Here is a 13,673-nt window from a genome sequence, read left to right on the forward strand (position 1 = left end):
CGCCATTGGCAAGCCCCGGCCTCGGAGGTCGGCCTGTCAGGTCGGTGTGGGCGGAGGCGGGAACGCGCGATCGCCGCGCCTTCGGCCGAAGACGCGGCGGGGAGCGCGGTTCGTTCTACTGCGGACGCGGATGGTCGCCGCGCAGCTTGGACGCGTAGACCGCGGCCTGGGTGCGCCGCTCCATGCCGAGCTTGGCGAGCAGCCGGGAGACGTAGTTCTTGACCGTCTTCTCCGCGAGGAACATGCGTTCGGCGATCTGGCGGTTGGTCAGCCCGTCACCCAGCAGGTCGAGAAGTTTGCGCTCCTGGTCGGTGAGCCCGGCCAGCGGGCCGTCGGACTGGGTGCTGCGGCGCAGCCGGTCCATCAGCGCCGCAGCGGCGCGATTGTCCAGCAGCGAGCGGCCGGCCCCGACCTCCTTGATGGCCTTCGCCAACTCCATGCCCTTGATGTCCTTGACCACGTAACCGCTGGCTCCCGCGAGGATCGCGTCCATCATGGCCTGCTCGTCGGTGAACGAGGTGAGGATGAGGCAGCGCAGCGTATCGAGGCGCGAGAGCAGATCACGGCAGAGTTCGATGCCGTTCCCATCCGGCAGCCGGACATCGAGAACCGCGACATCCGGTTTCAGCGCCGGGATTCTGGCCAGGGCCTGGGCCACATCGGAGGCTTCACCGATGACGGTGAGTTCCGGGTCGCTGTCGAGCAGGTCGACGAGTCCCCGGCGAACGATCTCGTGATCGTCAACGAGAAAAACCTTGATCATGGCCGGTTCCCAATCTGTAGGTCGTCGTGGTCGAACATAGCTCTCCGGGACGGATTATCGGGGATGACCGGACGGAGCTGGGCCGCCGGGGCTGGCGGGAGCGGTGACCTCCAGGATCTGTTCGAGGGGCAGCCGTGGGGTATGCGTCGGCTGCCGGTCGGAGGCGGGAACCGTGCCGACCCGCACCAGCACCTGGGGCTGCTCCACGCGGCCGGTGAGCTCGCGGATGACCGCTCGGCTCTGCGGCACTTCGGTGACGTGGGTGATCGGGCAGGTCGCATAGCCCGCGACCGTGCATTCGAGCAGGATGGTGGACAGCGCCTCACCGCAGCGCAGCAGGTCTGCGGAGGTGCTGCCACTCGACACGACGAGAACCACGGACCGATCGTCCTCGATCTCGGTCCGGCGCGGCTCCTCGTCGACGGCCGGGAGTACACGGCTCAGATCGACCCGCTCGCGCTCCTCGGCGGACACCCGGGCCGTCGGCGGGATACCCTCCGCGGGGAGTGAATGCCCTGTCCACCACTGCAATTCGGCTTGATAGCCGGAGTCGTAGCGGCGTATCGCCGCGGTCAGCCGTGAAGCGCGGGCGAGCTCGGTGCGGGCCTCGGGCGGCAGCACGGTGATCACTGCGTCGGAGGGGTCGACGATGACCGGCAGTACCGGTTCGAAATCGCTCCAGTCCGCCGGTGCGGAGAAGGGGAGCCGGTCGGTGTAGCGAACCGTGATGGCGGCGGCCCGATCCCGGTCGGCGTCGGTCACGATCCGCGACGGCTCGAAGGTCACCGTCGCCGGCTGATCGTGCCGGTTGGGGTTGGGGAAGTACGTGACCTGCGTCTGCCACCCGGCCGCGGCCAGCGCGGCGCGCAGATGCCCCAGCGCGAGACCACAGCTGATCAGCATCTGCCGACCGGAGTGGTCGGTGGCCGGGAGCATGCGCGATGGCACCGAGAACAGGTGCAGGGCATCGCCGTCGAAGACCCAGCGCCACGGCTGGCTGTTGTGCAGAGAGGGCGCGCGACCGGCCAGCCGGACTGCCTGCTCGATCGTGTCGCCGCTGGGTAGTTGGCTCATGGACTCACGCTAGGACGGGTGGCGTGCGCGCTACAGGGGCCGTTGGTCCTCGTTACGGTGCTACAGGACCCTTGGCCCGGCGCCCGGACGCACGCACGCTGAAGCCGTGGACGACAACATGCGGCCCGCGCCACTGATCGACGCGCGGCGCCATGACGCGGTGATCTTCGATATGGACGGCGTGGTGACCGACAGCGCCCGCGTCCACGCGGCGGCCTGGAAGGAGATGTTCGACGACTTCCTCGTGCATCGGGCGCCGGCCCCGGGCGAGAACCTGTCGCCCTTCACCGACGACGACTACCTGCGGTGGGTGGACGGTGAACCGCGCTACCGGGGTGTGTCCGATTTCCTTGCCGCACGCGGCATTTCGCTACCAGAAGGCGATCCCGCCGACGCCGAGGACGCGGGAACGGTGTGCGCACTCGGCAACCGCAAGGACCGGTTGTTCCTCGAACGGCTCGCCCGCGACGGCGTCCCCGCGTTCGACTCCACCGTGGCCCTGGTGCGGCGCCTGCAAACGGCGGATATCGGCGTCGCGGTGTTCTCCGCCAGCCGCAACTGCGCCGACGTGCTGCGGGCCGCCGGTATCGGGGACCTGTTCACGGTGCGGGTGGACGGCATCGTGGCGGCGGAGCTGGGGCTGGCGGGCAAGCCCGACCCGGCGATGCTGCTCGAGGCCGCACGCCGGCTGGGCGTGGAGCCGGAACGGACCGTCGTCGTCGAGGATGCGGAGGCCGGTGTCGCGGCGGGCCGGGCCGGCGGATTCGGTCTGGTGATCGGCGTCGATCGGGGCGGGCACGGCGATCGGCTGGCCGAGCGCGGGGCCGATGTGGTGGTGCCCGACCTCGATCGGGTGCGGCTGCGCAACGGCTTCCGGCGGATGTCGGAGGTGCCGGATGCGGTCGCGGGGCGGCTCGGTGATCTGCTCGACACCGAAAAGGCCTCCGTCCTGCTCGATTTCGACGGCACGCTATCGGCCATCGTCCCCGATCCGGCGGCCGCGACCCTGGTGGAGGGCGGTGCGGCGGCCCTGGCGCGGCTCGCGGCGCGGTGCCCGGTCGCCATTGTCAGCGGGCGTGAGCTGGCGGATCTGCGCGACCGGGTCGGTGTCGAGGGTCTCTGGTACGCCGGGTGTCACGGCTTCGAATTGCAGGCCCCGGACGGCACGACGTATGTGCACGATGCCGCTCCGGGCGCGGAACGCGCGCTGGCGGCGGCAGCGGAGGAACTGGCGGGGTCGTTGAGCGCGATCAAGGGGATCCTGGTGGAGCACAAGCGCTTTGCGGTCGCCGTGCACTATCGGCGGGTCGCCCCGGAACACGTCGGCGCGGTGACGGCCGCCGTGCACGCGCAGGCGCACCAGCGCGGCCTGCGCGTAACGGGCGGACGCAAGGTGGTCGAACTGCGGCCGGACATGGACTGGGACAAGGGCACTGCGCTGCAGTGGATCCTCGGCCACCTCGTCACGCCGACGCTGCCGATCTACGTCGGGGACGACCTCACCGACGAGGACGCCTTCGATGCCGTGGAGGCCGAGGGTATTTCGATCGTGGTCCGGCACGACGAGAACGGCGACCGGCGGACCGCCGCCCGCTTCGCGCTGCCCGGACCCGATGGCGTGTGCTCTTTCCTCGAGGGTCTGGCCGTCCTGCTGGCCGCCGAATCCGCTGGGGCCGTGTCGGATTCGTGGGTGTTCGCCTTCGACGGGTACGACCCGGGGCACGAGCGGCTGCGGGAGGCGCTGTGCACCGTCGGAAACGGATATCTCGCCACCCGCGGGGCCGCGCCGGAGTGCGCGGCGGGGGAGCACCACTACCCGGGGACCTATGTCGCCGGTATCTACAACCGGCTCTTCGATCAGATCGCGGGTCGCACAGTCGACAACGAGAGCCTGGTGAACCTACCGAACTGGCTGCCGGTCACGTTCCGGATCGGCGAGGGCGACTGGCTCGACATCGACGCCGTCGAATTGCTTTCCTATCGCCAGGAATTCGATCTGCGCCGGGCAGTCCTGCTGCGGCACTTCCGCTTCCGGGACGGCACCGGTCGCATCACCGCGGTGCGACAACGCCGGTTCGCGGCCATGCACGCGCCGCACCTGTGCGCACTCGAGACCGCGGTGACCGCCGAGAACTGGTCGGGGACTGTGGTCTTCCGCTCGACGGTGGACGGCGCGGTGAACAACAATTTGGTGGCGCGGTATCGGGACCTTTCGGGGGATCACCTCGAGCGGGTTTCGGCGCGGGAGCTGTCACCTGAATCGGTGCTGGTGGTGGTGCGCACCGGGCAATCCCGGATTCCGGTTGCGACCGCGGCGCGCGGCACGCTGCATCGAGAGGGTGTGAAGCTGTGTCCAGCTACAGAACTCGTCGAGAGCGACGGGTCGATCGGGCACGACCACGGCGTCGCGATGGCCGAGGGTGACACGGTCGTGCTGGAGAAGATCGCGGCCGTGGTCACCGGCCGCGACCACGCGGTCTCGGCCCCGGATGACGAGGCTGCGCGCGCACTGCGCAGTACCGGCCGGTTCGCGGACCTGCTCGAATCGCACACGGCTGCCTGGGAACACCTCTGGGATCGGCTCCGGATCGATCTGGGCGGCGGTGAGCACGCGACCCGGGTGATCCGGTTGCACCTGCTGCATCTGGTGCAGACCCTCTCGCCGCACACCGCCGATCTGGACGTGGGGGTCCCCGCGCGAGGTCTGCACGGCGAGGCCTATCGGGGGCACGTCTTCTGGGACGAGCTGTTCGTGCATCCGGTTCTGAGTCCTCGCTTCCCGCGACTCGCACGCGGTCTGCTGCGGTACCGATACCGGCGATTGCCGGAGGCGCGGCGCGCGGCGGCCGCCGCCGGGTTGTCCGGGGCGATGTTCCCGTGGCAGTCCGCTTCCGACGGTCGGGAGGAAAGCCAGCTCATGCATCTGAATCCGCTGTCGGGGCATTGGAATCCGGATCCGAGCCCACGCGCGCACCATATCGGCAGTGCCATCGCCTACAACGTCTGGCAGTACTTCCAGGCGACGGGCGACCTCGAATTCCTCACCGACTACGGCGCCGAGCTGATGGTGGAGATCGCCCGGTACTGGGCGAGCCTGGCCGACTACGACCCGCGCCACGACCGGTATCACCTGCGCGGGGTCATCGGGCCCGACGAATTCCACACCGGTTCGCCGAGCGCCTCCGGAACCGGCGTGGACGACAATGCCTACACGAATGTGATGGCGGTGTGGACGCTGCTGCGGGCCCGCGACGCGCTGGCACGACTGACGCCCCGCGCACGGGCGGAACTGCTCGAATCGCTGCGGGTCTCACCGGTCGAACTGACGCGGTGGGAGCATGTCGGGCGGCGGATGTACGTGCCCTTCCACGACGAGGTCATCAGCCAGTTCGACGGTTACGAGCAACTGGCCGAACTCGATTGGGACGGCTACCGGCAGCGCTACGGCGAGATCCAGCGGCTGGATCGCATCCTCGAGGCCGAGGGCGACGACGTCAACCGCTACCGGGCCGGCAAACAGGCCGATGTCCTGATGCTGTTCTATCTGTTCTCAGCCGACGAATTGCGGGAGGTGCTCGAGCACCTCGGCTATGACCTTCCCGGGGAGATGATTCCGCGGACGATCGACTACTACCTGGCCCGCACGTCGCATGGTTCGACACTGAGCGCGCTGGTCCACGCCTGGGTGCTGGCCCGCGCGAATCGGGCGCGGGCGATGGAATTCTTCGACCGGGTCCTGGACTCCGATATCGCCGATATCCAGGGCGGGACCACGCAGGAGGGAATTCATCTCGGCGCCATGGCCGGAACCATCGACCTCGTCCAGCGGTGCTTCACCGGAATGGAGATCCGGGCCGATCGCCTCATCTTCAACCCCTGCTGGCCCGACGAGCTCGGGGAGCTGCGCTTCTCGATCGTCTACCGCGGGCACCGGCTCGCGATCAGGGTCAGCGCCTCCGATCTGGAGGTCGCCGCCGATCCGGGCGTGGCGGACCCGGTGGAGATTCACTACGACGGATTCACCGAGCTGTTGAAGGCGGGGGCAACGATCCGAATGCCGGTGAGCCGCAAGGCATCCGATCCGGATCCGTTCACGACCGCAGCTGAATGACGCCCCATCGGGCCAGCCCGATCGCGACGGCCAGGTATTCGACGAGCGCGAGATACACCAGCATCGCGCCGTACAGCCGAGCCCAGAGGGAGATGTAGTCGGTGGCGGCGGGCACCGCGACCACCATCGCCGCGCCGAGGACCAGGGCCACGGTCGCCACGGCATGCGGTGTTGCGGGAGGATTCATGGCAGCAAGTTTTGTCGCGGCTCGCGTGAATCAGCAGGGCCGATGTTCCCGATACCGGTGGGACCAACGGCCGAAGTCCCAGACAGCCCAGACCGCCCGGCCCGGTCGCCGCGCTGAGGTCTTTGGTCCTCACTCCGAGGACGATCGCCCGCAGAGGGCGGTCAGGTCCCATTTCTACCGTGAGAGTACGAGCCCCTCCCCGGGCGCCGACGATTTCACCTCACCCCGGAGGTCAGGATGACACACCAGGAACTCGACGATCCGCATCGGCTGGCCTCGGCACCCGTTGTGGTCGGCGTGGACAATTCGGAAGGTTCGGCGCGGGCGGTGCACTGGGCCGCGAACTACGCCGCACAGCGACAGCGGCGACTGCACATCGTCCACGGCCTGGATCTGGTGGCGGCCAGCCGTGGCGTCGGTCCCTACTCGGTGGCGGCGCCGTCACTCGTCGAGGCGGTCAAGGCCGCCGGTGCGGCGGCCATCGCCCGGGCCCGGGTGGCCGCCGGCGACTACGAGCCGGAACTGACGGTCTCCTCCGCGGTGTCGACCGACAGTCCCGCCCAGGTGCTGATCGATCTCAGCGAGTCCGCCTTCGCGGTGGTGATCGGGGCGACCGGAACGGCCGGCACGCTCTCGCATCTGGGATCCACCCTGTTCTCGGTGACCAGTCACGCCCGGGGCGCGGTGGTCGTCGTGCGGCCGGATCCCGACGCGGCCAATGCCGTTCGCGGCTCGGGTCCGGTCGTGGTCGGCGTGGACGGCAGCCGCGTGAGCGAGGCCGCGATCGGCGCGGCGTTCGCCGAAGCCTCCGAACGGGGGGTGGGATTGGTCGCCGTCCACGTCTTCAGCGATTGGGACACCGGGCAATTCGCCGACGCGGTGATCCCGGTCGTGACCGCCGAGCTGGCCGGCGTCGAGGAGGCCGTCCTGGCCGAGCGGCTGGCCGGCTGGCAGGAGAAGTATCCGGATGTCGAGGTGACCCGCGAGGTGTTCGCCTCCGGGCCCGCCGAGCGGCTGGGGGAGCTGTCGAAGACCGCGCAACTGGTCGTGGTCGGCAACCGTGGTCGTGGCGGATTCATGGGAATGCTGCTCGGCTCCACCACCCATTCCCTGGTGCAGCACGCGCACTGCCCGGTGATGGTCGTGCACGCCGATGACGAGGAGACGAAGCGATGACGCTGACCATGCCCGGCGCCGGAACCGGAATCCGGGACGACCTGATCGATCTGGACGCGTGGTGGCGGGCCGCCAACTACCTCGCCGCCGGGCAGATCTACCTCATGGACAACCCGCTGCTCACCGAGAAGCTGCGGCCCGAGCACATCAAGCAGCGGCTGATCGGCCACTGGGGAACCGTGCCCGGGGTGACGCTGACCTACGCCCACCTCAATCGGGTCATCATGCGGACCGGGCAGCAGATGCTGTTCGTCCTGGGCCCCGGCCACGGTGCCGCGGCGCTCACCGCCGCGACCTGGCTCGAGGGCACCTATTCGCTGCGGCACCCGGAGGTCGGCCAGAACCTGGCCGGGATGCGGGAACTGTTCCGGCAGTTCTCCTTCCCGGGCGGTGTCCCCAGCCATGCCTCACCGCATCTGCCGGGCTCGATCCACGAGGGTGGAGAACTGGGCTATTCGCTCGCCCATGCCACCGGCGCGGCGCTGGACAATCCGAATCTGGTGGTGGCGTGCATGATCGGTGACGGCGAGGCCGAAACCGGGGCTCTGGCCACCAGCTGGCACGGGTCGCTGTTCCTGGACCGCGTCAGCGACGGCACCGTACTGCCGATCCTGCACCTCAACGGCTACAAGATCGCGAATCCGACGCTGCTGGCGCGCATGTCGCGCCACGAGCTCGACGCCATGCTCAGCGCGCAGGGCTGGGAGCCGATGTATGTCGACGGCGACACTCCGGCCGAGGTCCACGACCGGTATGCGACCGTGCTCGATGAGGCGATGGAGCGGATCCGGGAGATTCGCGAGTTCGCCGAGCACGGCCTGGGTCCGCGCGATCCCTGCCGTCCGATGATCGTGCTGTCGACTCCGAAGGGGTGGACCGGTCCGATGATGGTGGACGGCGTGCGAGTCGAAGGCACCTTCCGGTCGCACCAGGTGCCGTTGCCGGGCGTGCGCGAGAATCCGGAACGCCTTGCGCAACTGGAGGACTGGTTACGGTCCTATCGGCCCGAGGAGCTCTTCGACGACGAGGGCCGTCCGGTGGACCGGATTGCGCGGCTGCATCCCGAGCACCTGCGGATGAGCGCCAATCGTGCCGCGCACGGTCACGACAGCGTCGACCTGCAACTGCCCGACCCGACCGACTATGCCCTCGAACTCCCTTCTCCCGGAACCGAATCGGCGGAGGCGACGCGGGTCCTGGGTGGGTATCTGCGCGACGCGCTGGTCGAGAATCCGCACAATCTGCTGTTCTTCTCGCCGGACGAGCACACCTCCAATCGCCTGGACGCCGTGCTCGAGGTCACCGGCCGGCGCTGGCGCGCCAGGCGGATTGCGGGCGATGATCGGCTGTCCCCGGACGGCCGCGTCTTCGAGGTGCTGTCGGAGCATCTGTGCCAGGGCTGGCTGGAGGGCTATCTGCTGACCGGCAGGCACGGTGTGTTCTCCACCTACGAGGCCTTCGCGCACATCATCGACTCGATGGTGGTGCAGCATGCGAAATGGCTGCACATGGCGGCGGAATTCCCCTGGCGTGAGCCGATTCCCAGCCTGAACTACCTGATCACCTCGCACGTGTGGCGTCAGGATCACAACGGGGCGTCCCATCAGGATCCTGGCTTCATCGACCATGTGCTGAGCAAGCGGCCCGAGGTCAGCCGGGTGTACCTGCCGCCGGACGCCAACTGCCTGCTGCATGTTTTCGACCACTGCCTGCGCAGCCGCGGCCGGGTGAATGTCGTGGTCGCCGGGAAGCAGCCCGCGCTGCAGTACCTCGACGACGACGCAGCGCGGCTGCACTGCGAGCAGGGTCTGGGTGTGTGGCATTGGGCGAGTTCGGATTCCGATCGTCCCGCCGAGGTCGTGCTGGCCTGTGCCGGGGACGTCCCCACCCAGGAAGCCCTGGCCGCTGCGGCGCTGCTGCGAGAGCTGGTGCCGGACTTGGCTGTCCGCCTTGTCAACGTGGTGGACCTGGCCCGCCTGTTCCCGCCGGATCGCCATCCGCACGGGATCTCCGACGAGGAATACCGTTCCGTCTTCACCGACGCGCCGGTGATCTTCGCCTTCCACGGCTACCCCTGGCTCATCCACCGCATCGCCTACCGCCGCCCCGGCCACGACGTCATGCACGTCCACGGATTCACCGACAACGGCACCACCACAACACCTTTCAGCATGTGCGCCATGAACGGCATCGACCGCTTCACCCTGGCGGCCGCCGCCCTCGCCGAGGTGCCGCGCCTGTCCGAACAGCTCGCCCCGCTCACCGAAGAGCTCACAGCCCGCCGTGAGGCCGCCGACGCCTACGCCCGCCGCCACGGCATCGACCCACCGGAGATCGCCGACTGGCGCTGGCCCGCCTAGCCCGGGCCGCCCGCTGCACCGAATCATGCCATCGGCAAGGGAGAGGTGCAGCGGGCCGGGGGTGCGGGGCAGGTGCGGTCCAAGCGTCCGCTCGCCGCATGCTCGGCGTCCGCACACTGCGACACAGTTGGGTGGCGCACTAGGTTATTGATCAGTTGCCCAGTCGGTTTCTTCCGTTTTGGCTGGTCGGTTGGTCTTGTAATCCCCCGGATGGGGATTGCTCGGTGGCCCATGTGAATGCGCTGATCAGGCATGTTAATCGAAGTAACACATATCACCCCCTAATCGGCGGCCGGCCTGGTGGATATCGGCGGCGCGCTCGATAGGGTTCCAATCAGCCACTACAGCAGGAGTTTTCGATCCCGAGTCGCGCCACGCGGAGGGGAGGGGATCGAGAGTCGTGAGCCGCCCACCCCTTCGCGGCGGCTCACGGTCGTCCCGCGGGTTGCCTGCAACGATCCCGGTGACGACGTCGAGGTCGACGCCCGGGTGCGGTTGGTTTGCTGCCTGCCCGGGCGTCGGCCCCGACCGGCGCCCGGGTGGCTCCTGGAAGTCAGCGATTTCGCCGATGCAGCGGTGCCGAGGTGGCCTGGCCGGCGAGGGTGAGTATGTCCGCTACCGGCCGGCGAGGGGTGGGGGGAGGTAGGTGCGTGTCGTCGATCGGTGGGGTGCCGATGCGGATTACCGCCTGCGGAATGCCGGGGCTGGAGATCATCCCGGTGAGCAGGTCCCGCCCGTCGGGTAGCTCGGTGATGTTGGTCAGGGTGCAGGTGGCGAGCCCGGCGGCCGTGCACTCGAGTAGTACCGCCGACAGCGCCTCACCGACACGAACCCATTGCGGTACCGAGTCCCGCACGGCGCTGAGCACCACGAGCTGGGCACGATCGGCGAAGTGATCGCGGCGGACGGTGCGCGGACCCGGGGGGAACACCCGGCCGACGCCGACCTGGGCGAACTCCGCCTTCGATGCCAGTGCGGTGCGCGGGATGCCCTCCTGCCCATCGGAATGTCCTGCCCACCAGTGGAGTTCGGTGTCGTAGAACATGTCGTGGCCGCGCAGTGTCGCGAATTTCCTGGAGAGTGCGGCGAGCTGCGGCCGGACGGATTCGTCGAGCAGGTCGAGCCGCACATACTGTGCCGCTGTCAGCGCGCGCAGCCTGGGCAGGAGCTCGGTCCACCCCTGTGGCTCGTGGAGGGCGAGCCGGTCGGTGCGCCGGTGTTCGACGGCTCGGGCCAGGGCGTGGATGCTCGCCGGGGGATTGCTCCACGGCCGGAAATCGATGGCGGCCAGTCGATCCGGGTGGCGTTCATCGGGTACGCGCAGGATGTCGGTGTGCCAGCCGCGGTCGGCGAACACGGTCCTGACGTGGTGCAGCATCGCGCCACAACTGATCACCAGCTGGCGGCCGAGCGGGTCGGTCGAGGTCAGCTGCCGTTCGGCGTCGGCATACAGACAGAGGCGTCTGCCATCGAAGCGCCAGCGCCACGGCTGAGTGTTGTGCAGCGACGGCGCCCGCGCCGCCACCTCGACCATCGCCGTGATTGTCGCCGGATCGGGCACGGACCGACCGCGCACACCTTCGTCGCTGCTCATACCGGAAGTCTGCGGTTTGCCAGCAGCTCGCACATACGGCCGTTGCTCCTGTACCGCAGGGTATTTGGTCCTGTTGTGCGCTGTGCGGTTGTTCGGCAACGCAGGCGGCGGGGGCTGATCGAGGCCCGATGCCCAGGGGCGATGGTCATCTCGAATACGACCTGTCGACTCTGCTGGGTCTGACGGTGGCTGCGCCAGGCTCGGGAATGCCGACCGGAGAGGACCGATCCCATGACCACCGCCCGTGCCTTCATCACCGCCGCAGTCTTCCTCTGGCTGGGCATGGTGCTGGCCATCTCGTTCATCGAGGCACCGCTGAAGTTCCGCGCCCCGAATGTCACCCTTGCCATCGGACTCGGCATCGGACGCCTGGTCTTCCGGGCCCTCAACGGCGTCGAATCCCTGCTCGCCGTCCTCGTTCTCGCCGCCGTCTGGGCTGATCCCCCCGGTGCTGCGACGACCGGCGCCCTCGCTGTCGCGATCGGCGCGCTGGTCCTGCAGCTCGCTTTCGTGCGCCCCCGGCTGACCCGGCGCAGCGACGCGGTGCTGGCCGGGCACGAGGGGCCGCGATCGCGCAGCCACTATGCCTACGTCGCCCTCGAAGTCCTGAAGGCGATCGCCCTTCTCAGTGCCGGCGTGCTCGTCCTGGACAGCGCGATGCGGTGACTTCGCGCGCTACGGTGCTCTGATGGGTGACGCCACGGGGCGGTGGCTGCCCGGGACCCGACAGTTCCGGGGTTACCGGCGTGGGTGGCTGCGGACCGACGCCGTGGCCGGAGTCACTGTGGCTGCCTATCTGATTCCGCAGGTGATGGCGTATGCGACGGTGGCCGGTCTGGCGCCGATCGCGGGCCTGTGGGCGGTGCTCGGCCCGCTGGCCGTCTATGTGGTGCTGGGGACCTCACGGTTGCTCTCGGTCGGGCCGGAATCGACGACGGCGCTCATGACGGCGGTGGCGCTGGCGCCGCTGGCCGCGGGTGACTCCGCCCGATACGCGGCCTTGGCCGCAGCGCTCGCGCTGCTGGTCGGAGCCTGCTGTGTGGTCGGCGCGGTGACCCGGCTGGGCGTATTGGCCGACCTGCTGTCGAAGCCGGTACTGGTCGGCTACCTGGCCGGGACGGCAGGAATCATGATCGTGGGCCAGCTCGGCCGGGTCAGCCGGGTGAGTGTGACAGGTGAGTCCATCCCCGATGAACTGCGGTCCTTCGCTACGCATGTCGACGAATTGCATTGGCCTACCGTGTGTCTGGCCGGCGGCACGCTGGCCGTGCTGCTGCTGGCGGCGTGGCGGGCGCCACGGCTGCCGGGGCCGCTGGTGGCGGTGCTGGGCGCGACAGCGGTGGTTGCGGTGTTCTCGTTGCGGGAAAGCGGGATTCGCGTGGTGGGTGAGATCCCGTCCGGGCTGCCGGTTCCTGGTGTACCGCACGTCGCGGCCGCGGACCTGGCGAAGCTGCTGCTACCCGCGGTCGGGATTGCCCTGGTCGGATTCTCCGACATGGTCCTGACCGCCCGCGCGTTCGCGGCCCGGCACAGCGTGGCCGTCGACGCGAATCGCGAACTGCTCGCCATGGGCGCGACCAACCTGACCGCCGGTGTCTCGCAGGGCTTTCCGGTCAGCTGCAGTGGCAGCCGCACGAGCATCGCCGACGCCGCGGGTGCGCGTACCCAGCTCTACGCGGTAGGGGCGCTGCTGACGGTGCTCGCCGTCTTGTTCTGGGGGCGGACCGTGCTCGCCGCGTTCCCGGCCGCCGCGCTGGGCGCGCTGGTGATCTACGCTGCGCTGCGGCTGATCGACCTGCCGGAGTTCCGCCGCCTGGCGCGATTCCGTCGCAGCGAGCTGGTGCTCGCGCTCAGCACGGCCCTCGCAGTGCTGGCAGTCGGCGTCCTGTACGGGATCTTCATCGCCGTCGGGCTGTCCATCCTGGACCTGCTGCGCCGGGTGGCCCGAGCCCACGATGCGATCCAGGGCTTCGTCACCGGTCTGGCCGGCATGCACGACATCGACGACTACCCGGAGGCGACGACCGTGCCCGGACTGGTGGTCTATCGGTACGACGCCCCTCTGTGCTTCGCCAACGCCGAGGACTTCCGTCGCCGTGCGCTGGCGGCCGTCGATACCGCCGCCGCGACGGCCCCGGTCCGCTGGTTCGTCCTCAATGCCGAGGCCAATGTCGAGGTCGATCTGACCGCACTGGACGCCGTCGATCAGCTCCGCGCCGAATTGGCTTCCCGTGGAGTGGTTTTCGCGATGGCTAGGGTCAAGAAGGATCTGCGCGCGGCGCTCGACGCGGCTGGGCTCACCGCCCGCATCGGCGCCGATCGCCTGTTTCCGACGCTGCCGACGGCGCTGGCGGCCTATCGGCACCGGACCGGCGACCTCGGACCGGCGGATCAGTGACTTTCGGCCG

The 13,673-nt window shown here is 69.1% G+C and carries 9 protein-coding genes; 5 read left to right on the plus strand and 4 right to left on the minus strand.

The genetic code is table 11. The features are described from left to right. Positions 1-115: 115 nt before the first annotated feature. A complete protein-coding gene (locus ACWEKS_RS24985) occupies positions 116-763 on the minus strand; it encodes a response regulator transcription factor (protein WP_364618536.1) in 648 nt (215 codons plus the stop codon). 54 nt (positions 764-817) lie between these two features. Further along, positions 818-1,837, minus strand: coding sequence for an Acg family FMN-binding oxidoreductase (locus ACWEKS_RS24990; protein ID WP_452342310.1), 1,020 nt, complete (start codon positions 1,835-1,837; stop codon positions 818-820). Positions 1,838-1,955: 118 nt separating this feature from the next. Between ACWEKS_RS24990 and otsB the strand changes: the two genes are divergently transcribed. Continuing rightward, positions 1,956-5,948 (plus strand): trehalose-phosphatase, encoded by a 3,993-nt coding sequence (otsB, locus tag ACWEKS_RS24995; RefSeq protein ID WP_452342346.1) that lies wholly within the window; start codon positions 1,956-1,958, stop codon positions 5,946-5,948. Here the strand turns inward: otsB and ACWEKS_RS25000 are convergent. Further along, complete coding sequence (locus ACWEKS_RS25000; RefSeq protein ID WP_452342311.1) at positions 5,929-6,135, minus strand: hypothetical protein; 207 nt, start codon at positions 6,133-6,135, stop codon at positions 5,929-5,931. The genes otsB and ACWEKS_RS25000 overlap by 20 nt on opposite strands. Positions 6,136-6,372: 237 nt before the next feature. Between ACWEKS_RS25000 and ACWEKS_RS25005 the strand changes: the two genes are divergently transcribed. Both ACWEKS_RS25005 and ACWEKS_RS25010 read left to right on the plus strand, forming a co-directional pair. Then, positions 6,373-7,311: a universal stress protein gene (locus tag ACWEKS_RS25005; protein ID WP_452342312.1), complete on the plus strand. Its 939-nt coding sequence runs from the start codon at positions 6,373-6,375 to the stop codon at positions 7,309-7,311. Next, positions 7,308-9,671: a phosphoketolase family protein gene (locus ACWEKS_RS25010; RefSeq protein ID WP_452342313.1), complete on the plus strand. Its 2,364-nt coding sequence runs from the start codon at positions 7,308-7,310 to the stop codon at positions 9,669-9,671. Before ACWEKS_RS25005 ends, ACWEKS_RS25010 begins: the two co-directional genes overlap by 4 nt. Positions 9,672-10,224: 553 nt before the next feature. On the opposite strand, the gene ACWEKS_RS25015 is transcribed toward ACWEKS_RS25010, so the two are convergent. Next, a complete protein-coding gene (locus tag ACWEKS_RS25015; protein ID WP_452342314.1) occupies positions 10,225-11,265 on the minus strand; it encodes an Acg family FMN-binding oxidoreductase in 1,041 nt (346 codons plus the stop codon). A gap of 231 nt (positions 11,266-11,496) precedes the next feature. Between ACWEKS_RS25015 and ACWEKS_RS25020 the strand changes: the two genes are divergently transcribed. Then, positions 11,497-11,931, plus strand: coding sequence for a hypothetical protein (locus tag ACWEKS_RS25020; protein ID WP_452342315.1), 435 nt, complete (start codon positions 11,497-11,499; stop codon positions 11,929-11,931). 22 nt (positions 11,932-11,953) lie between these two features. After that, positions 11,954-13,663, plus strand: coding sequence for a SulP family inorganic anion transporter (locus ACWEKS_RS25025; RefSeq protein WP_452342316.1), 1,710 nt, complete (start codon positions 11,954-11,956; stop codon positions 13,661-13,663). The last annotated feature ends 10 nt before the right edge of the window (positions 13,664-13,673 follow it).

The organism is Nocardia sp. NPDC004711, from assembly GCF_053601595.1.